This window comes from Halomonas profundus, from assembly GCF_020865425.1.
In the GTDB taxonomy this organism is placed as follows: Bacteria; Pseudomonadota; Gammaproteobacteria; order Pseudomonadales; family Halomonadaceae; genus Vreelandella; species Vreelandella titanicae.
Map to the genome: position 1 here is coordinate 2667388 of NZ_CP086344.1, position 18388 is coordinate 2685775.

The following is an 18388-nucleotide window of genomic DNA, read 5'->3' on the forward strand; positions in this document are numbered from 1 at the left end:
GGAGCCTTATGCGCACACTGCTTGTTGCCGACCTCCACCTGAGTAGCGATACCCCCGAGATCAATCAGGGGTTTTACCGCTACTTAGAGCACACCGCTCCAGGCGCCGATGCGCTGTATATTCTTGGTGATCTTTTCGATGCCTGGATTGGCGATGATCTTCTTGACGCCAATACGCATCCGCTTAGCGTTGTTGCTCATGACCTGATTCGCCGTTTGCGCAAACTTAGCAGCGACGGCACTGCGGTGTACCTCATGCATGGCAACCGGGACTTTCTGCTGGGCGAGCGTTTTATAAACGCCTGCCAGGCATTTCTACTACCGGATATTGAGGAGGTGGAAATCCAAGGGGTGCCCGTTTTACTGCTCCATGGCGATAGTTTGTGTACTCAGGATGAAGCGTATATGGCTTTCCGCAAGCAGTCGCGCAATCCAGAGTGGCAGGCGCAGATGCTTGCGCTACCTTTGGAACAACGTGTAGCACTTGCGCAAAGCTTGCGTACTCAATCTGGCGAAGCCAATGCTAATAAAGCTGAAGCGATTATGGATGTGACGCCACAAGAAGTCATTGCGCTGATGGAGCACCATGGCTTGACTACCATGATCCACGGTCACACCCACCGCCCCAGAGTACATGACTTGACGGTTGAAGACGTGCCTGCCAAGCGCTATGTACTAGGCGACTGGGATGCCCAGCACGGCTGGGATATTATCATTGAGCGCGCCGACCATACTGCGCCCCGACTACGTCAGTTCTCTTTAACGGAATTACCTGATTCCTGACCGCAATTTACGAGTATAAAAAAGCCGATCATGTGATCGGCTTTTTTGCTCTTGCTGTTTTTAACTTGGGCTTAAGCGACTCTAGCGCTCTATATCGGCATCGCTGCGCAGGTCATCAATCAATCCCTGCAATACCGATTGGGCACGCAACTGCTCGGCCATTTGTGCAACAAATGTCTCCATCTGCTCATCGACCTCACCTACACTGACGCTATCAAGCGCTACCACAGCCACTCCTTGCGGCAGTTCAACCGTGCGATAGATGCTCTCACCCTCTTCAGGGCGCGCCATGCGGAAGGCTTCCTGAACAATCAGCTGAGGTACAGTGCTATCGGCTTGGCGGCTTACGCTGTTGGCTTCGAGCCAAGCAACATCTGCTGACTGACCGTCTTGCAAACTGGCAACCAGTGCCTGTGCCTCTTCACGCAGCGCCTCTTGCTGCTGTTCTGCGGCCACTGACATTTCAACGTCCTCGCGCACTTCATCAAGCGGCAGCAGAGTCGCATCACGCTGCTCAGCAACCCGCAGTACCAGGCGACGATCCTGATCCAGCTCAATCACTTCGCTGTTGTAGCCCTCTTCAAATACGTCGTTGCTAAAGGCCGCCGACATTACCCCAGGCTCAGATAGCACTCCGTCAGCCTCATCATCACGAGCAAGCCAATCGCTCTCCTGCAGCGTTAGACCGAGCTCATCGGCAACGCTCTGTAAGTCGTCGGCAGCGAAGCTCTCGTCGATCAGTTGTTGAACCCGCTGGTTAAACTCATCATCAATGTCACGTAGTGCCACTTCCCGCGCTAGCTCATCGCGCTGCTCTTCAAAAGTAGGGCCCTGAATATCCGTCACCTGGATAATGTGGAAAGCGTTATCCAACTCAACAGGCTGGGATACATCACCCTCTTCGAGACCAAAGGCCGCTTCATCAAAGGCCTCACCAAAGAAGCCACGGCTGATCACACCAAGATCACCGCCCTCTTCTGCGCTGGCCGTGTCGTCAGAATAGCGCAAGGCGGTATCTGTAAACGAATCACCGCTGTCCAGTGCTTCCCGAGCGGTCTCGGCTAATTGCTGCGCTTCATCGCGGGTGCGCTCATTACCAAAGGTGATCATGATATGCGACACACGGCGGTCAGCATTGCGATTTTTCTCGCGCCAGGCGTCACGCAGGGCCTCTTCATCCACGTCACGACCCTCTGCCATGGCCTGACGGTCAATCAGCACATACTCAAGACGCACCTGTTCCGGGCGTTCATAGCGCTCCTGGTGGGCATCGTAATATGCTTGGAGATCGTCATCGCTAACGCTGATATCAGCGTCCACATCGTCGCCATCCAAAACTATATAGCGGAAACTACGCTGCTGGCGCTGTAATTCGGCCAGGCGCTCTTGCTCGTTCGGCAGGCTAAAATCACTGAAGGCTAAGCCTTGCTGTAAATGCTGGCGCTGGATATCGACGCGCAACTCTTCACGAAAGGAGATCGGCGTATAGCCAGCACCGGCGAGACGATTTCGGAACACCTCTGCAGAGAAACGGCCATCCTGATCATGAAATTCCGGCAGGCTGACAATTAACTGATCCAACTGCTGTTCAGAAACGGCAAAACCACCCTCTTCTGCATACTGGGACAGCAGTTGCTGCGTGATAAGCTGGTCAAGTATATCGTTGCGCAAGGCACGCTCTTGCTCTGGCGGCACTTGTCCTGAACGCAGCGCGCGCTGAACCTCTAGCTCAACTTGCTGACGCATAATCGGCTGTCCGTTGACGCTCGCCACTTCGTCCGGATCGCTGCCAAAAAGCCCAAACAGTGACTCAATCCCGAAAAGTGCCATGGCCGCGACCATGACACCGATAATAATTTTGGCACCCCAGCTCCTGGAGCCATCTCGAATACTTTGCAGCATGCTAGCCTCAGATAGTCACAGCCAAACAGATCGGCCCGCTCAACCCAAATAAAAAGTGGGCCAGAAAATAACATGGGCGCATCGCCAATGCGATGCGCCCATTAGGTTACAGCAAACGCGGTCAAATTAGTTGACGGCGTCTTTCAGCGCTTTACCTGCTTTGAAGCTGGGTACTTTGGCGGCACTGATCTGGATTGGCTGACCCGTTTGTGGGTTACGGCCAGTACGAGCAGCACGCTCTTTGATCGCGAAGGTACCAAAACCTACCAGAGATACGCTTTCGCCTTTCTTAAGGCTATCGGTGACAGACTCCACCATGGCATCCAATGCGCGGGTTGCCGCTGCTTTCGGAATATCTGCAGACGCGGCAATGGCTTCAATCAGCTCGGACTTATTCACTCTTCACCCCTTGACTGTTTCAAAAAATGGCTCTGAACGGCATGGTCACCGATGGATACGACGATCAAAGCATAGCTGCGTTTTATAGCAATGCCTTGAAACATCTGTCAAGCAACCATGCCGCGAGATACCCGCTACCCAAAGCAGCGGGCACATATTAAGTAAAATTAAAGACCAGTGAGGACTTTAACAGCTTAATGGGTACTAGCAACAACGGTATTACTAAACGATGCTTCGGTACTTTTCAATGGCGCACCGTCTTCTACCTTATCAGCTAGCGCTACGGCTAAGACATCATCTATCCAACGTACCGGACGAATATCCAATGCACCTTTGATATTGTCAGGTACTTCCTTGAGATCACGGCGGTTTTCCTCAGGAATTAGCACTGTCTTTATACCACCGCGGCGGGCTGCCAGCAATTTCTCCTTCAATCCGCCTATCGGTAATACCTCACCGCGCAGATTGACTTCACCGGTCATTGCCACGTCGCAGCGTACCGCACGCTGGGTGTATGCGGAAACAATCGCCGTCACCATGGCAATACCTGCACTGGGCCCATCTTTAGGTGTTGCCCCTTCAGGAACATGGATATGCAGGTCCTCTTTTTCGAACCGTTCGGGGTCAATGCCATACGCTTCTGCCCTGGCGCGCACTACCGTATGAGCGGCACTCACCGACTCTTTCATTACATCGCCAAGTGAACCGGTCTTGTTAATTCGCCCTTTACCCGGCGTCACGACAGACTCGATGTTGAGTAACTCGCCGCCCACCGATGTCCAGGCAAGGCCTGTCACTCGGCCGATCTGGTCGTCTTGCTCTGCCAAACCGTAACTATAGCGACGTACGCCCGCGTAGTGCTCAATTTGCTCAGCCGTTAAGCTCTGCCCTGTTTGGGCGGCTTGCGGGTCACGCTCTTTCTCAAGCCGCTCACGCAGTACCTTGCGCGACACTTTGGCAATCTGCCGCTCCAGCTCACGCACACCCGCTTCGCGGGTATAGTAGCGAATAAGCTCTAAAAGCGCGCTGTCTTCGAGCGTTAACTCATCGCCTTTTAAACCGTTCGCGGCTAGTTGCTTAGGCAATAAGTAGCGCTTAGCGATCGCCAGCTTCTCATCTTCGGTGTAACCCGGCAGACGAATAATCTCCATACGGTCAAGCAAGGCGCTGGGGATATTCATCGAGTTAGCGGTACAGATGAACAGCGTCTCGGAGAGATCGTAGTCAAGCTCCAGATAGTGATCGCTAAAGCTGTTGTTCTGCTCAGGATCGAGCACTTCGAGCAGCGCAGAGGCAGGGTCACCGCGATGATCCATGCCTAGCTTGTCGACCTCATCCAAAAGAAATAACGGGTTTTTAACCCCTGCTCTGCTCATCCGCTGCATCAACTTGCCTGGCAATGAACCAATATAGGTGCGCCGATGGCCGCGAATTTCCGACTCATCGCGTACCCCACCCAGGGCCAAACGCACATATTTGCGATTGGTGGCACGGGCAATGGACTGGCCAAGCGAAGTCTTGCCCACCCCGGGCGGCCCAACGAGACATAGCACTGGGCCTTTCATCTTGCGCACGCGCTTCTGTACGGCAAGATATTCCAGGATGCGCGCCTTGACCTCCTCCAGGCCGTAATGATCTTCATCGAGCACCTGCTGCGCTTTGACGAGATCATGCTTTACCCGGGTACGCTTTTTCCATGGAACAGCGACTAACCAATCCAGGTAGGAGCGCACTACGGTCGCTTCAGCGGAGTTTGAGGCCATCATTTTGAGCTTATTGAGCTCTTGAGTGGCTTTCTCGGATGCCTCTTTCGGCATACCGGACTCTTTAATCGCCAGCTCGTACTTCTCAGCCTCATTGGGCACATTATCCAGCTCACCCATCTCTTTCTGGATAGCTTTCATCTGCTCATTGAGGTAGTACTCGCGCTGGGTCTTCTCCATCTGCTCTTTGACCCGCGAGCGGATGCGCTTTTCTACTTGCAGTAGGTCGATTTCAGATTCAATCAGCGCCATCAGGTGCTCAATACGATCACGCACCCGATCCATCTCAAGCAGCTCTTGCTTGTCGCCAATTTTAAGCGACAGGTGGGCACAAATGGTGTCCACCAAGCGGCTTGGATCTTCAATCCCCGACAGCGAATTAAGCACTTCGTTGGGGACTTTTTTGGAGAGTTTGACGTACTGCTCGAACTGATTGAGCAACACGCGTACCAGCGCTTCCTGCTCACGGCTGGTCAGCGGTTCACTCTCTCGGGGCGTTAAATGCGCCTGGGTGTAACCTGCGGCATTCTCTTCGACATTGAGAACATCCGCTCGGAAATTCCCCTCAATGAGTACCTTGACCGTGCCATCAGGCAACTTAAGCAGTTGCATGATATCGGCCACGGTGCCCATAGCGTAAAGATCCGCATTGTCAGGCTCATCTTGAGACGCTTCACGCTGAGCCACCAGTAGCACACGTTTATCAGCCTCCATCGCCGCTTCGAGCGCCTGGATAGACTTTTCACGACCTACAAAAAGGGGGATGACCATTTGCGGATAAACAACCACATCGCGCAATGGCAAAAGGGGTAGACATTGTGTCTGTTCGGCGTTCTGCTGCATCGCAGACGTTCCTCGACAAATCGGATGAGTACTTAAAAGAGTACTTAGAAAAGTACTGCACACTTTTCAAAATGCTGGCGTTTAGACGTTAGCATTGAATAGGCTAGGCAGTAACACTTCACGAATTAGGCTTTATAACTCTCTCGCTAGATAACCAGGCTTCACAACACGCTTTATAAGGGCTCTCTACAGCAGAGCCCTAGAACATCTACAACAACAAGGGGTCGCCTTGGCGACCCCTTGATTTAGCGCAAGCGGTTGAAGCTGGGCCGCGATACTCGACTAGCCACTAACCATCAGTGCCGTCGACACGTGCATCTTCCTGCTGAGAGTAGATCAACAGAGGTTCGCTTTCTCCGGCTATCACAGATCCGTCGATGACGACCTTGCTAACACCTTCAAGCGAAGGAATTTCGTACATGGTATCCAACAGTACCGACTCTAGAATAGAGCGCAGTCCGCGAGCACCTGTCTTACGCTCCATGGCTTTTTCAGCCACTGCACGTAACGCTTCATCTCTGAACTCTAGCGTTACATCTTCCATTTCAAACAGCTTGGCGTACTGCTTAACTAGCGAATTCTTCGGTTCTGTAAGAATCTGCACCAGGGCGTCTTCAGTGAGCTCCATCAGTGTTGCGATGATGGGCAAACGACCCACAAACTCTGGAATCAAGCCAAATTTAACCAGATCATCAGGCTCTACGTCGGCCAGCAGTTCACCCACCCCACGGGAAGACTCTTTGCTTTTCACCGCCGCATTGAAGCCGATGCCGCCTTTCTCAGCACGGTCACGGATAACTTTATCCAGCCCTGCAAAAGCACCGCCTACGATAAACAGAATGTTGCCCGTATTGACTTGGACAAACTCCTGCTGGGGGTGTTTGCGTCCGCCTTGAGGCGGCACGGAAGCCGTCGTACCTTCAATAAGCTTCAGCAGTGCTTGCTGAACGCCTTCACCCGAGACATCACGGGTAATAGAAGGGTTATCCGACTTGCGTGAAATCTTGTCGATTTCATCGATGTAAACAATGCCACGCTCGGCTTTCTCGACGTCGTAGTCGCACTTCTGCAACAGCTTCTGGATGATGTTTTCGACATCTTCACCGACATAGCCGGCTTCCGTCAGCGTGGTTGCATCCGCAATGGTAAAAGGTACATTCAGTAACCGTGCCATGGTTTCCGCAAGCAGCGTTTTACCGCTACCGGTGGGACCAATCAGCAGAATGTTTGATTTACCTAGCTCTACATCGCCGTCGCGTACATCTGTTTTCAAACGCTTGTAGTGGTTATATACCGCTACGGAAAGCACCATCTTGGCGCGATCCTGTCCGATAACGTAGTCATCAAGCGTATGACGTATTTCGCGTGGCGTAGGTAAACGCTCCTCATCGCTCTCGGCATCGGCTTCGAGAACTTCCTCGCGAATGATGTCATTACACAAGTCGACACACTCATCGCAGATATAGACGGATGGGCCCGCAATCAGCTTACGTACTTCGTTTTGGTTTTTGCCGCAAAACGAGCAGTAGAGCAGTTTGCCACCTTCGTCTTTGCCTTTGCCGTCGGCCATTCGCATACCTCTATCACTGCGGCGGCTTTCGCCGCCGGAAAAGCTCGTTAGAAAAGCAGAATCCTATCACGCTATCAGGATGTAGGCCGCTTATCCAGCACTGCATCAATCAGGCCATACTCTTTGGCTTGATTGGCGCTCATGAAATTATCCCGATCAGTATCACGTGAGACAGCTTCAATTTCCTGACCCGTGTGGTGGGCAAGAATTTGGTTCAGTTTCTCGCGAATACCCAGAATCTCACGGGTATGAATTTCAATGTCAGACGCTTGGCCTTGGTAACCACCCAGCGGCTGGTGAATCATGACGCGTGAGTTGGGAAGGCAATAACGCTTGCCAGCAGCACCCGCTGTCAATAACAGCGCACCCATGCTGGCCGCCTGACCAATACACACCGTAGAGACATCTGGTTTCACAAACTGCATAGTGTCATAAATCGACATACCCGCAGTGACCGATCCACCTGGCGAGTTAATATACAGGTGAATATCTTTATCGGGGTTTTCCGATTCCAGGAACAGCAGTTGGGCAACAACCAAATTAGCCATGTAGTCTTCTACAGGGCCTACCAAAAAGATCACACGCTCTTTTAACAGGCGTGAGTAAATGTCGTAGGCTCTTTCCCCTTTGGCGCTCTGCTCAACCACCATGGGCACTAAACCGCCGGCGTTTTGAATATCAAACTCACTCATTCAGGTGATTCCTTGCGTCCGGGAAGGGAAAGGCGCACCGACATATTAGGTGCGCCGCGTTCCAGGGTGTTAGGCGCTCGCTTGCTCGCCCTCTTCAGCACCCTCATCTTGCTCTGCCTGCTGTTGCGCAGCGGCAAGGGCTTGCTGATAAGACATTTCAACGTCTTTAATGTTCGTTTGTTCGAGCAGCTTAGCTACCGCTTTCTCTTCGAGAATGGCAGATTTTACTTGGGTTTTCATCTGCTCGTTACCCATGTAGTAGCTAACCACCTCATCAGGATCTTGGTACTGCTCAGCAAGCTCGGTCACTTTTGCTTTGATAGCATCATCGTCAGCATCGAGTTCGTTAGCTTTGATTACTTCAGCCAGCAACAAGCCGACCTGAACGCGGCCTTTGGCCTGCTCTTCAAAGAGTTCGTTGGGCAACTGGCTGACATCAAAATCTTCGCCTAGACCAAACTGCTGCGCCGCTTGGCGCTTCATGCCGTCAGTCTCTTGCTGAACGAGCGCGCTAGGCACAGGAATTTCGTTAACCTTTTTCAGCGCATCGAGCACTTGCTGCTTAACCCGGTTATCAACGGCTTGCGACGCTTCACGGGTCATGTTCTTCTTGATTTCAGCGCGGAATTTTTCCTGATCGCCGCCTTCAACGCCAAAACGCTCGATAAACTCAGCGTCTACTTCGGGCAACTTCTGGCTGCTGACCTTATGTACGGTTACCTTGAAAGTGGCTTCTTTACCGGCTAAATGCTCGGCCTGGTAATCCTCAGGGAAGGTGACGTTAAGGGTCTTCTCTTCGCCCGCTTTGGCGCCAATTAACTGCTCTTCAAAACCAGGAATAAAGCTATTGGAACCAATGACCAGCGTGTGGCCTTCGGCGCTACCGCCTTCAAACGGCTCATCACCAATATAACCCTGGAAGTCAATAGTGACCTGATCGCCGTCAGCTGCAGCAGCGTCCACTTCTTCCCAGGCTGCATTTTGCTTACGCAGCGTATCGATCATCTCATCGACATCCGCATCACTCACCGAAACCACCGGGCGCTCAATCTCTGTACCTTCGATAGAGTTAAGCTCAACCTGCGGGTAGATCTCCATAACCGCAACGAACTCTAGGTCTTTACCAGACTCATTGACCGATGGCTCAATTTGCGGGAAGCCAGCAGGGTTCAACCCTTCTTCGGTAATAGCGCGCACATAACGCTCACGCATTACTTCGCTGACAACCTCGTTACGTACGTCTTGGCCGTAGCGCTGCTGGACTACTGCCATTGGCACCCGGCCCTGGCGAAAACCATTCAAGCGAACGTTCTTCGCAGTGTCTTTCAAGCGAGCGCTAACGGCCCCGTCAATTTCGGCCGCCGGCACTTGAATGGTAATGCGGCGTTCGATCTGGGAGGTCGTCTCGACAGAAACTTGCATGAATTGTCCTCTAACGGCTGGGCGTTGTGTTGATTGCATATAATAAGTTCAAGGGGGCAATTTTAAGAACCCCAACGCATAGTGGCAAGCGCCATGCTCGCAACATGGGGGCAGTGATTTTAAAAACAAGGCAATAAGCGAGCAATTAACCACTTTAAGGCGTGTTTAGCTTCATTATTCGCCCCACGTTGCGTAATTTTTACCATTCTACTGCTTTGTGCGTCTTGCAGCGACTTTTTCAATCACTACCGCAAAAAAAGCTAACCTGCATGACGCTCACCCGACCACCATAAGCTCAGCGCATGAAGAAGCACCCCAAGCGTAGCACCATGAGAAATGAATACCTGCCAACTGATCCAGTCCGTAAACAGCGCATGCCAGCCACCCATCACCACCATTCCCAGCAGCAGCATAACGACTAACCGTTTACATAGTTGTGGCAGACGACGACGCGCCTCCACGGCCAGTAAGCGCCACTGAACAATAGCCGCAAAAGCCACCAGCGCTAAGGCGAAGATAATCAGCGTCTGGCGGGTTTCATGCCCTCCCGCCATGTAGCGCGGCAAAGTTGCCAGCATAACGACACATAAGCCCAGCGCAACGCTGATGCGCTCAGGCGAGGTGGGGGCTCGCTGCATCGCTCAAGCCACCTCTAATTGCTGGGCAACGATCCACTCTTCCACCCAGGGCACAGCAGCATCGTCGGCCATAAAGGTCTCCATGGCATCGATCTCTAGGCGCTCCCCTAAACGCGTCGCGCCATGATCCGCCAGCAGCTCATCAAGCGCGCGGCCAGCGCCACAAAATGTATCACCATACGAGCTATCACCGAGTGCAATGAGTCCGTAGCGAAGTGTGGTAAGCGCAGGACTTTGGTCACGCAACTGCCGGACAAAGGGCACAAAGCTGCCGGGAAAATCACCACTACCAGTGGTCGATACACAAAAAAGCGCCAAATCGGCGTCACCGCTGACAATATCATCAACAGATGGCTGTTCAATAATCTCCACAGCGTAACCGGCCTGTTCAAATAGGGGCTTCACCTGCTCTGCCACATCAAGGGCACCGCCATACATGGTACCCACCAAAATATTTAGCTTCGGCATCGTCACTCCCCTGTCAAAGTGTCACAGTGCCAACCGTCAAGTCGACAAATACCTGATGAATTTGCTCAAATATTAACATGGCTGGTTAGAATGAGACACATCGCCCAAACGGGTGACCCACACGCAGCGCACAGGAGTGGCTATGCAGCAAACCTTCGAGGCTTGGATCACCCCGCTAATGATTAGCGGCCTGATCATATTTATGTGTTTTATTATCTGGGATTTGGCCAAAAAATCGAACGCAGGCAAATTTGGTACCATCATGCTGTTTGTGGTGCTCGGCGCAGGCATGCTGGGTTACGTCATTAAGGTGGTGATTACCTGGCTAATCGAAGGTGGCGGCATGCAGGGGTAGCAAAAGCCATCACTCCACAGGCGCGCTTATCACTATACTCATCACAACAACGCCCATCATAAAAGAGAAAAGGAGCGCCCGAAGGCACTCCTTTTTTATGAAGGGGAGTCTTGCATGACACGAGAGCAGCTACTGAACTGAGAGTACCAGCATTTCTCAAACCAAAAGACTATTCACCGCCTTCATAGTGTTCAACCTGCTGCTTAAGCTTTTGCCCTGGGCGAAACGTCACGACTCTTCGAGCAGAAATGGGAATTTCTTCACCGGTTTTGGGGTTACGCCCTGGTCGCTCGCGCTTATCTCGCAGATCAAAGTTACCAAAACCCGATAGTTTTACCTGTTCGTTCTCACGAAGGCAGGCTCTAATCTCTTCAAAAAAAGCTTCGACCATAGCCTTCGCTTCTCGTTTGGACAGGGCTAGCTCTGCATGCAAATGTTCGGCTAGCTCTGCTTTGGTCAACGCACCCATAAGGCTTCTCCTTATCCTTGAAGCAAACACAGCAACAAACGCTCTGTACCAAACGTACAGTAGCAAACGCATTGCCAAGAACGTGATAAGCATCGTGGCGTAGCCCAGGCACTCACATAGCTACTTAATTAGCCGCGCAGCTCAGCATCTAACTTGACACGCACTTGTGTCACAATTGAATCAACCAACTGATTGATTTCCTCGTCGTTTAGCGTGCGCGATGGATGCTGCCAGGTCAAGCCCAAAGCAATACTCTTGTGCTCTTCGGCCACACCTTTACCTGAATAGACGTCAAATAGCTTGATATCTTGCAGATACTCACCTGCTTGCTGCTTGGCGCAATCCAACAGCGCCTGCACAGGAGTCGCCTCTTTGAGTATAAACGCCAAATCACGGCGCACCTCAGGAAAGCGTGATAACGGTTCAAAGGCAGGAATACGGCCTTGGCTAAGCGCATCCAGACGCACTTCGAAGAGCACCGCATCCATCTTCAAGCCAAGCGTTGCGCGCACCTGAGGGTGCAGGGTACCGATCCAACCCGCAGGCTCTCCACGATGCAGCAGCTGCGCACACTGCCCCGGATGAAGGGCCGGGTGCTCTGCAGGCTCAAAGCGCCATGCGTCAGCGTCACCGCCCAAGGCCAGGACACTCTCCAAATCGCCCTTTAGATCGTAGAAATCCACCCGCCCTTTCGCATCACTCCAGCCCTCTGCTTCCCGCGCACCACAGACCAGAGCACCAAGCATCGGGACTTGTGACAACTCATCCAGTTCGCCGTTGAAAACCAGCCCGGTTTCAAACAGCCGCACGCGGGTTTGCTGACGGTTAAGGTTATACTCCATGGCGCGCACCAAGCCGGGAAACAAACTAGCACGCATCACCGACAAATCAGCCGAGATAGGGTTAGCTAGCGCGGGGCTTACAGCATCGGGCAGCATGGTCGCTTGCAGCTCAGGAGCCACAAAGCTGTAGGTAATCGCCTCTTGGAAGCCGCGGGCAACCATCTGGCGGCGCAGCCGTGCCTGGGTAAGCGTTGCCTCGTCTGCTGAACGGAGCGCCAAGCGTGCCGCCGGCCGGCGCACCGGCAAATTATTGTAGCCATGGATACGCGCTACTTCTTCGATGAGATCCTCTTCGATGGCCAGATCAAAACGCCAACTCGGCGCAGTGACTGCCCAGCCGGCATCCTGCACGCTGACTTCAAGCCCTAGGCGTTGCAAGATATCAGTTACATCATCACTATCGAGAGCCTTGGAAAGCGCTTTTTCTAACCGTTCACTGCGCAAGAAAATAGCGCGCTCAGCAGGCATACGCTCAGCACTTTGCGCTTCTACAAGAGGCCCTGCTTGGCCGCCGCAGATATCAATCAAAAGCTGTGTGGCGCGCTCAACGGCAACTGGTGTCAATTGCGGATCGACGCCGCGCTCAAAACGGTGCGATGCATCTGTGTGTAGCCCGTAGGAGCGCGCCTGCCCCGCAATGGCAAGCGGAGTGAAGAACGCTGATTCAAGGAAAATAGTCTGGGTATTTTCATTAACGCCGGAGCTTTCCCCACCCATCACACCTGCCATGGCTAGCGGGCCTGAGCTGTCGGCAATGATCAACGTTTCGGGGCGCAGCGCCATATCACTACCATCAAGCAGTGTTAGCCGTTCGCCCGGCTTGGCCATGCGAACCACTATGCCCTCTTGCAGGTTGTGGCGGTCAAAGGCGTGCATCGGCTGGCCCAATTCCAGCATGACGTAGTTGGTAATATCCACCACTGGGTCAATCGAGCGCACGCCACTGCGGCGAAGACGTTCTACCATCCACAGCGGTGTTTCAGCCTTAACATTAACGCCCTTGATTACGCGACCAATATAGCGCGGGCACTGCTCTGGTGCCTCTACGCTCACCGCGAAGCTATCCTCAACCTCCGCGGCCACCGGTGCGATTACGGGCCCGTTAACCGGCAAACGGTTAAGCACGCCGACCTCTCGCGCCATCCCCTTAATACTCAGGCAGTCTCCCCGGTTGGGCGTCAGATCGACCTCAATCGTCATGTCATTAAGATGCATGAACTCTCTGAAATCGCCCCCCACCGGCGCAGATGACGACAGCACCAGGATGCCGGGCGAGGTCTCTTCTTCAAGCCCCAGCTCCGATGCAGAACAAATCATCCCGCGCGATTCAACGCCGCGTAGCTTGGCTTTTTTGATTTTAAAATCACCTGGCAGCACGCCACCCACCTGGGCAAAGGGGATTTTCTGACCAACATCAACATTGGGTGCACCGCAGACAACCTGCACAGGCTCGCCACTACCGTCATCAACGGTGCACACATTGAGCTTATCCGCGTCAGGGTGCTTCTCTTTACTCAGCACCTCAGCCACCACTACACCGCTGAATGCGGCGGCTACCGGCTCAATAGCGTCGACTTCCAAGCCCGCCATGGTGATTTGGTCGGCCATTGCCTGCGTTTCAAGCTGCGGCGAAACCCACTCACGCAGCCACTGTTCTGAAAATTTCATCGTTGATCCTGTATTCGGCGGCGGTCTTAAGCGAATTGACGTAAAAAACGCAGATCGTTTTCAAAGAACAGGCGTAAATCATTCACGCCGTAGCGCAGCATTGCCAAACGCTCAGCCCCCATTCCGAAGGCAAAACCGGTATAGCGCTCGGTATCAATACCCGAGTGACGAAAGACTTCAGGATGCACCATGCCGCATCCCATCACTTCCAGCCAGCCGCTGTGGGAACAGACACGACAACCTGATCCACTACACATCACACACTGAATATCCACTTCGGCGGAGGGCTCAGTGAATGGAAAGTAGGATGGACGGAAACGCACCGAAAGGTCGTCGCGCTCAAAAAATGCCTGCAGAAAGTCTTCGATAGTTCCTTTAAGGTCGGCAAAGCTAACCCCCTCATCGACCAGCAAGCCCTCCACTTGGTGGAACATGGGGGTGTGAGTCAAATCTGAATCGCTGCGATAGACCCGCCCCGGGCAAACGATACGGATAGGTGGCTCACTACTTTTCATAGTACGCACTTGCACCGGCGAGGTGTGAGTACGCAGCAGGCGGGTGGCGTCAAAATAGAAGGTATCAGCCATACCGCGAGCGGGATGGTGCGCGGGAATGTTGAGGGCTTCGAAGTTGTGATAATCGTCTTCAATTTCAGGCCCTACCGCCACGTCATAACCAATACGTGTGAACAGCCCCTCTATGCGCTCAAGCGTACGCGTGACGGGATGCAACCCACCGCTGGCCTGACCACGCCCTGGCAATGTGACATCGATACTTTCAGCGGCCAAACGGGCATTCAGCGCCTCACTTTCAAGCTGTTCGCGCTTAGCATCAATTTCGTCGGCCAGCGTTTGCTTGGCTTGATTAATACGCTCGCCTGCTGCCGGGCGTTCTTCGGCTGACAGCTTCCCCAGGCCCTTCAGCAAGGCAGTTACCTCACCTTTCTTACCTAAGTAGCGTACTCGTAACTCGTCTAGTGCGGCGACACTCTGCGCAGCCTGAATGGCGTCGCGAGCCTCAGATACCAGAGTAGGAAGGTGATCCATCCGTTTCACTCCGAATTAAGCGGTGTCCATCCGTGAAGATGGCGTGGCACGTTGAAGGTGACAAAAAAACAGGGGAAGAGCGGCTGCTCTTCCCCTGGATGGGTCACTCTGAAATGACCTCAGGCACGTAACACGGGCACAAGCCCTATGCATATTACCTTATTGGGCAGCCTTGGCTTTTTCCACGATGGCAGCAAATGCAGCCTTCTCGTGTACTGCCAAATCGGCCAATACTTTACGGTCGATTTCGATACCGGCTTTCTTAAGACCGCCAACAAAGCGGCTGTAAGACATACCGTTAACACGCGCACCAGCGTTAATACGCTGGATCCATAGCGCGCGGAACTGGCGCTTACGATTGCGACGGTCACGGTAAGCGTACTGACCAGCTTTGATTACAGCTTGCTTGGCAACACGGAAAACGCGTGAACGGGCACCGTAGTAACCTTTGGCAAGCTTCAATACTTTTTTATGGCGACGACGCGCTACTACGCCACGTTTAACTCGAGTCATAACACACTCCTGACTTTAAGGCTGAGGCAAAAAAATTGTGCACTCAGAAAAACGAAAACCCGACTTATAGATTCGGCAGCATACGCTGGATGAGCGCTTTATCAGACGCGTGGATCTGCTTCATTCCACGCAATTGACGCTTACGCTTGGTCGATTTCTTGGTCAAGATGTGGCTACGGTGAGACTGCTTGTGCTTAAAGCCATTAGCAGTCTTCTTGAAGCGCTTGGCAGCGCCGCTGTTGCTTTTGATTTTCGGCATGAGGAAAACTCCGCTCGATATTTTTTAGAAAACCCAGGGCCGACCACCGGTTTAACGGTGGCCCGTTGACATCGCCGTTGGATCACTTCTTTTTCGGGGCAATAATCATGATCATCTGGCGGCCTTCCATTTTAGGAAAGGCCTCTACCACTCCGATCTCTTCCAGGTCTGCCGCGATCCTTTCCATCAGCTTACGGCCGATATCCTGGTGCGCCATTTCACGACCACGGAAGCGCAGTGTGACTTTGCCCTTGTCACCACCTTCCAAAAAGCGCGTCAGGTTTTTAAGCTTGACCTGATAATCGCCTTCATCGGTGCCAGGACGGAATTTGACTTCCTTAACCTGGATTTGCTTCTGCTTCTTCTTTTGAGCCGCTTTCTGCTTCTTGGTCTCAAAAACGAATTTGCCGTAATCCATAATCTTACAGACGATGGGATCGGCATTCGAAATTTGCACGAGATCTAAGCTTTCAGATTCAGCACGCTCTAGCGCTTCGGTGGTGGGCACAACGCCCAACTGCTCACCGTCGCTACCAATAAGGCGTACTTCTTCTTCGACAATTCGCTCGTTCATTGGTGGGCGTTTGTCTGCTGGACGCCCGCGCTGGTTGCTTCTCTTGATCGTTCCGTCTCCTTAGGCCATTGACGATGTCGCCAGGGCTGCTCTCTCGGCAGTATGGCGTTCAATAAATTCATCGACCGTCATTGTACCGAGGTTTTCGCCGCTGCGTGTTCGCACGGCCACTGAGTCAGCTTCGACTTCCTTATCTCCCACCACAAGGAGATAGGGAACTTTCTGTAATGTATGCTCACGGATTTTAAAGCCGATCTTCTCGTTCCTCAAGTCCGCTTTAACACGCAAGCCACTTTTTTGCAGACGTTTCTCCAATTCGAGCGCATATTCACGCTGCGAATCGGTGATAGTCATGACAACCGCCTGCTGAGGCGCAAGCCATAATGGCATAGCGCCCGCATAATGTTCAATCAAGATGCCAATGAAGCGCTCCATGGAGCCTACAATAGCACGATGCAGCATTACCGGCGACTTACGCTGACCTTCTTCAGTCACATACTGAGCCCCAAGCCGCTCTGGCATCATAAAATCGACCTGCATAGTGCCGACCTGCCATTCACGCCCCAGACAGTCTTTCATATGATATTCAATCTTGGGGCCGTAGAACGCGCCTTCGCCAGGAAGTTCCTGCCACTCGACGCCACAAGTTTTCAATGCGCTACGCAGCGCATCTTCTGCCCGATCCCAAACCTCATCACTTCCAATGCGCTTTTCCGGGCGAAGAGCAATTTTAATAGCTATATCTTCAAAGCCGAAATCACTATACACCTTTAGCGCTTGGCGATGAAAATCAGTCACTTCAGGCTCAACTTGAGCTTCAGTACAGAAAACATGGCCATCATCTTGCGTAAATGCCCGCACACGCATAATGCCGTGTAAAGCACCTGAAGGCTCGTTACGGTGGCATCCACCAAACTCACCAAAACGAACGGGCAATTCGCGATAGCTACGCAAACCAGAATTAAACACCTGAACATGTCCAGGGCAGTTCATCGGCTTAAGAGCATACTCACGCTTTTCGGATTCAGTAAAGAACATGCCGTCCGCGTAGTTATCCCAGTGCCCTGATTTTTTCCAAAGCGATACGTCCATAATCTGAGGACAGCGTATTTCTTGATAACCACCCTCTTTATAGACGCCCCGCATATATTGTTCGATCTGCTGCCATAGCGCCCAGCCGTTTGGATGCCAGAATATCATCCCCGGCGCCTCTTCCTGCATGTGGAAGAGATCCAACCGACGCGCCAACTTACGGTGATCGCGTTTCTCCGCCTCTTCGAGACGTTTGACGTAAGCCTTCAGCTGTTTTTTATCACCCCACGCGGTGCCGTAGATACGCGTCAACATAGTATTTGCAGCGTCACCGCGCCAATAAGCACCGGCCAACTTGGTCAACTTAAAGGCTTTTAAGTGGCGGGTATTTGGCACATGAGGCCCGCGGCACATATCGGTGTATTCTTCGTGATGATAAAGCCGGATGGTCGCGTCATCGGGAATATCGCGAACAATTTCCTGCTTATAAGGTTCATCGCGGTGTAAAAAAGTCAGCATTGCCTGGTCACGATCAACATACTCGCGTACCACATCGTACTCACGCTCTATCAGTGACTGCATACGCGCTTCGATGGCTTCCAGGTCTTCCGGTGTGACAGATTGACCAAACTCAATATCGTAGTAGAAACCATCTTCAATAACTGGCCCGATGGCCATTTTGGCCTCGGGGTACATCTGCTTAACCGCATGACCAATGAGGTGAGCGCAGGAGTGGCGAATAATTTCCAGCCCTTCAGCGTCACGGGCAGTAATTATCGCCACCGTTGCGTCTTGCTCGATCAGGTCAGCGGCATCTACCAGCACACCATCGATCTTTCCAGCGATACAGGCCTTAGCCAAACCAGGGCCAATGGATTCTGCGAGCTGCATAATGGTTAGCGGTGCTTCAAACGTCTTTTGACTGCCGTCAGGCAGAGTAACAATAGGCATTCAGATTCCTTGAGCGCAGTGGTGATCCATACCAAGGATCACATATCGCTATCAATGGTCTTGGGAGAGGTGTAAATGTACCAACATAAAACAGCAGCAAGACTAGCAGACTTGCCGACCGCTTAAAATAAAAACGGGAGGCATAAGCCTCCCGTTTCTTTACCTGTGGATTGCCGCTAGCACTTTATAACCAAACCGCA

17 protein-coding genes are annotated in these 18388 nt (G+C 52.6%); 2 read left to right on the forward strand and 15 right to left on the reverse strand.

Annotation, left to right across the window (positions count from 1 at the left end; all coding sequences use genetic code 11):
• The first annotated feature begins 8 nt into the window (after positions 1–8).
• The gene (locus LMS44_RS12065; RefSeq protein ID WP_278371430.1) at positions 9–782 is read left to right on the forward strand and encodes a UDP-2,3-diacylglucosamine diphosphatase; all 774 of its coding nucleotides are present in this window, start codon (positions 9–11) and stop codon (positions 780–782) included.
• Positions 783–863: 81 nt separating this feature from the next.
• Here the strand turns inward: LMS44_RS12065 and LMS44_RS12070 are convergent, their stop codons facing one another.
• The 8 genes from LMS44_RS12070 to LMS44_RS12105 form a co-directional block, all read right to left on the reverse strand.
• Positions 864–2684 carry a SurA N-terminal domain-containing protein gene (locus tag LMS44_RS12070; protein ID WP_278371429.1) on the reverse strand — a complete coding sequence of 607 codons (1821 nt, stop codon included), beginning with the start codon at positions 2682–2684 and terminating at the stop codon, positions 864–866.
• Positions 2685–2810: 126 nt separating this feature from the next.
• Complete coding sequence (locus tag LMS44_RS12075) at positions 2811–3083, reverse strand: non-specific DNA-binding protein Hbs (RefSeq protein ID WP_007114333.1); 273 nt, start codon at positions 3081–3083, stop codon at positions 2811–2813.
• A 194-nt stretch (positions 3084–3277) separates the two neighbouring features.
• Positions 3278–5689, reverse strand: coding sequence for an endopeptidase La (lon, locus tag LMS44_RS12080; protein ID WP_022523307.1), 2412 nt, complete (start codon positions 5687–5689; stop codon positions 3278–3280).
• 289 nt (positions 5690–5978) lie between these two features.
• Positions 5979–7259 (reverse strand): ATP-dependent Clp protease ATP-binding subunit ClpX, encoded by a 1281-nt coding sequence (gene clpX / locus LMS44_RS12085; protein WP_022523306.1) that lies wholly within the window; start codon positions 7257–7259, stop codon positions 5979–5981.
• A 74-nt stretch (positions 7260–7333) separates the two neighbouring features.
• Positions 7334–7951 (reverse strand): ATP-dependent Clp endopeptidase proteolytic subunit ClpP, encoded by a 618-nt coding sequence (gene clpP / locus LMS44_RS12090; protein WP_009287800.1) that lies wholly within the window; start codon positions 7949–7951, stop codon positions 7334–7336.
• Positions 7952–8020: 69 nt separating this feature from the next.
• Positions 8021–9373: a trigger factor gene (gene tig / locus LMS44_RS12095; RefSeq protein WP_022523305.1), complete on the reverse strand. Its 1353-nt coding sequence runs from the start codon at positions 9371–9373 to the stop codon at positions 8021–8023.
• 260 nt (positions 9374–9633) lie between these two features.
• Positions 9634–10011, reverse strand: coding sequence for a hypothetical protein (locus LMS44_RS12100; protein WP_022523304.1), 378 nt, complete (start codon positions 10009–10011; stop codon positions 9634–9636).
• Between the two features lie 3 nt (positions 10012–10014).
• Positions 10015–10479, reverse strand: a complete 465-nt coding sequence (locus LMS44_RS12105; protein WP_022523303.1) for a flavodoxin — start codon at positions 10477–10479, stop codon at positions 10015–10017.
• Between the two features lie 142 nt (positions 10480–10621).
• Between LMS44_RS12105 and LMS44_RS12110 the strand changes: the two genes are divergently transcribed.
• The gene (locus LMS44_RS12110) at positions 10622–10834 is read left to right on the forward strand and encodes a DUF2788 domain-containing protein (RefSeq protein ID WP_022523302.1); all 213 of its coding nucleotides are present in this window, start codon (positions 10622–10624) and stop codon (positions 10832–10834) included.
• Between the two features lie 169 nt (positions 10835–11003).
• On the opposite strand, the gene LMS44_RS12115 is transcribed toward LMS44_RS12110, so the two are convergent.
• From LMS44_RS12115 to thrS, 7 genes are all read right to left on the reverse strand, one after another.
• On the reverse strand, positions 11004–11303 hold the full coding sequence (locus LMS44_RS12115) for an integration host factor subunit alpha (RefSeq protein ID WP_022523301.1): 300 nt from the start codon (positions 11301–11303) through the stop codon (positions 11004–11006).
• A 128-nt stretch (positions 11304–11431) separates the two neighbouring features.
• Positions 11432–13813 (reverse strand): phenylalanine--tRNA ligase subunit beta, encoded by a 2382-nt coding sequence (gene pheT, locus LMS44_RS12120; protein WP_022523300.1) that lies wholly within the window; start codon positions 13811–13813, stop codon positions 11432–11434.
• A gap of 26 nt (positions 13814–13839) precedes the next feature.
• Positions 13840–14859, reverse strand: a complete 1020-nt coding sequence (gene pheS, locus LMS44_RS12125) for a phenylalanine--tRNA ligase subunit alpha (protein ID WP_022523299.1) — start codon at positions 14857–14859, stop codon at positions 13840–13842.
• Between the two features lie 159 nt (positions 14860–15018).
• Positions 15019–15372, reverse strand: coding sequence for a 50S ribosomal protein L20 (gene rplT / locus LMS44_RS12130; protein WP_007114344.1), 354 nt, complete (start codon positions 15370–15372; stop codon positions 15019–15021).
• A 64-nt stretch (positions 15373–15436) separates the two neighbouring features.
• Positions 15437–15631 carry a 50S ribosomal protein L35 gene (gene rpmI, locus LMS44_RS12135; RefSeq protein ID WP_027959586.1) on the reverse strand — a complete coding sequence of 65 codons (195 nt, stop codon included), beginning with the start codon at positions 15629–15631 and terminating at the stop codon, positions 15437–15439.
• Positions 15632–15713: 82 nt separating this feature from the next.
• Positions 15714–16205, reverse strand: a complete 492-nt coding sequence (infC, locus tag LMS44_RS12140) for a translation initiation factor IF-3 (RefSeq protein ID WP_009287797.1) — start codon at positions 16203–16205, stop codon at positions 15714–15716.
• A gap of 60 nt (positions 16206–16265) precedes the next feature.
• On the reverse strand, positions 16266–18188 hold the full coding sequence (gene thrS / locus LMS44_RS12145) for a threonine--tRNA ligase (protein ID WP_009287796.1): 1923 nt from the start codon (positions 18186–18188) through the stop codon (positions 16266–16268).
• Positions 18189–18388 lie beyond the last annotated feature (200 nt).

Excerpts from the sequence above, each read along its gene's own strand:
- LMS44_RS12065 (WP_278371430.1), top strand. The coding sequence starts at position 9 with ATGCGCACACTGCTTGTTGCCGACCTCCACCTGAGTAGCGATACCCCC.
- LMS44_RS12070 (WP_278371429.1), bottom strand. The coding sequence starts at position 2,684 with ATGCTGCAAAGTATTCGAGATGGCTCCAGGAGCTGGGGTGCCAAAATT.
- lon (WP_022523307.1), bottom strand. The coding sequence starts at position 5,689 with ATGCAGCAGAACGCCGAACAGACACAATGTCTACCCCTTTTGCCATTG.
- clpX (WP_022523306.1), bottom strand. The coding sequence starts at position 7,259 with ATGGCCGACGGCAAAGGCAAAGACGAAGGTGGCAAACTGCTCTACTGC.
- clpP (WP_009287800.1), bottom strand. The coding sequence starts at position 7,951 with ATGAGTGAGTTTGATATTCAAAACGCCGGCGGTTTAGTGCCCATGGTG.
- tig (WP_022523305.1), bottom strand. The coding sequence starts at position 9,373 with ATGCAAGTTTCTGTCGAGACGACCTCCCAGATCGAACGCCGCATTACC.
- LMS44_RS12100 (WP_022523304.1), bottom strand. The coding sequence starts at position 10,011 with ATGCAGCGAGCCCCCACCTCGCCTGAGCGCATCAGCGTTGCGCTGGGC.
- LMS44_RS12105 (WP_022523303.1), bottom strand. The coding sequence starts at position 10,479 with ATGCCGAAGCTAAATATTTTGGTGGGTACCATGTATGGCGGTGCCCTT.
- LMS44_RS12110 (WP_022523302.1), top strand. The coding sequence starts at position 10,622 with ATGCAGCAAACCTTCGAGGCTTGGATCACCCCGCTAATGATTAGCGGC.
- LMS44_RS12115 (WP_022523301.1), bottom strand. The coding sequence starts at position 11,303 with ATGGGTGCGTTGACCAAAGCAGAGCTAGCCGAACATTTGCATGCAGAG.
- pheT (WP_022523300.1), bottom strand. The coding sequence starts at position 13,813 with ATGAAATTTTCAGAACAGTGGCTGCGTGAGTGGGTTTCGCCGCAGCTT.
- pheS (WP_022523299.1), bottom strand. The coding sequence starts at position 14,859 with ATGGATCACCTTCCTACTCTGGTATCTGAGGCTCGCGACGCCATTCAG.
- rplT (WP_007114344.1), bottom strand. The coding sequence starts at position 15,372 with ATGACTCGAGTTAAACGTGGCGTAGTAGCGCGTCGTCGCCATAAAAAA.
- rpmI (WP_027959586.1), bottom strand. The coding sequence starts at position 15,631 with ATGCCGAAAATCAAAAGCAACAGCGGCGCTGCCAAGCGCTTCAAGAAG.
- infC (WP_009287797.1), bottom strand. The coding sequence starts at position 16,205 with ATGAACGAGCGAATTGTCGAAGAAGAAGTACGCCTTATTGGTAGCGAC.
- thrS (WP_009287796.1), bottom strand. The coding sequence starts at position 18,188 with ATGCCTATTGTTACTCTGCCTGACGGCAGTCAAAAGACGTTTGAAGCA.